Source organism: Nonomuraea sp. NPDC001684 (genome assembly GCF_053596515.1).
Genome location: NZ_JBSFGJ010000872.1, coordinates 1 through 1,301 on the forward strand (window position 1 = coordinate 1; position 1,301 = coordinate 1,301).

Annotated in this window: 1 protein-coding gene; it reads left to right on the forward strand. The window is 71.9% G+C overall.

Features of this window, described 5'->3' with window-relative positions; translation table 11 throughout:
* The coding region (locus tag ACWCSD_RS52670) for a M4 family metallopeptidase (protein ID WP_449927495.1) at nt 1-1,301 on the forward strand (1,301 nt) is incomplete at both ends.

Here is a 1,301-nt window from a genome sequence, read left to right on the forward strand (position 1 = left end):
GCGGCAGACCCCGCCTCGCTCGCCGCGGCGGTCGCCGACAGGGCGGTCTCCAGCCAGCTCGACAACCTCAGCAGAGGCCCCGACGAGGCCTACAGCCGCGTCCGGGTCACCCCCGGCGCCGGTGACATGTTCTACGTCGCCTACGAGCGCACCTACAAGGGCCTGCCCGTGATCGGCGGCGACGCCGTCGTGGTCACCGACGCCGCCGGCAACGTGCGCGACACCGTCTCGGCCGCCGGCCCCACCACGCGTGACGTCGCCACCAAGGCCACCATCTCGGCGGCCAAGGCCACCGCCACCGCCAAGGCCCGCCTGTCCCGCGTGGACGACAGCACCGCCCCCCGCCTGGTCGTGCTCGCCAAGGACGCGACGCCCAGGCCGGCCTGGGAGGTCAAGGTCTCCGGCCTGGCCGACGGCAAGCCCAGCGTGCAGAACGTCTACGTCGACGCCCGCACCGGCGCCGTCGCCGACGCCGTCGACCTGGTCCGCGAAGGCAGCGGCAACGGCTTCTACTACGGCCAGGTCACCATCAACACCAGCGGCTCAGGCAGCTCCTACTCCATGACCGACACCACCCGGCCCGGCATCGCCTGCGGCGGCCAGGGCGGCTCGGCCTACACCGGCACCGACGACGCCTGGGGCAACGGCTCGGGCACCAACCTGGAGACCGCCTGCGTCGACGCCCTGTTCAGCGTCCAGCGCGAGTGGGACATGCTGCGCGACTGGCTGGGCCGCAGCGGCATCGACGGCAGCGGCCGCGGCTTCCCCGCCCGCGTCGGCCTGGCCGACGTCAACGCCTACTGGAACGGCAGCTACACCAACTTCGGCCACAACCAGGCCAACACCCAGCAGGCCACCCCGATCGACGTCGTGGCCCACGAGTTCGGCCACGCCGTCTTCCAGACCACCCCCGGCGGCGCCGGCTCGGGCAACGAGAACGGCGGCATCAACGAGGGCACCGGCGACATCTTCGGCGCGCTGACCGAGGCGTATGCCAACAACCCCAACGACCCGCCGGACTACCTGGTGGGCGAGGAGGTGGACCTGGTCGGCCAGGGCCCGATCCGCAACATGTACAACCCCAGCGCCCTGGGCGACCCCAACTGCTACTCCTCCTCCATCCCCAACACCGAGGTGCACTCGGCGGCCGGGCCGCTCAACCACTGGTTCTACCTGCTGGCCGAGGGCAACAACCCCGGCGGCGGCAAGCCCTCCAGCCCGATCTGCTCCGGCGGCCCGTCCTCGGTGACCGGCGTCAGCATCCAGAAGGCCGGCAAGATCTACATGGGGGCCCTGAACCG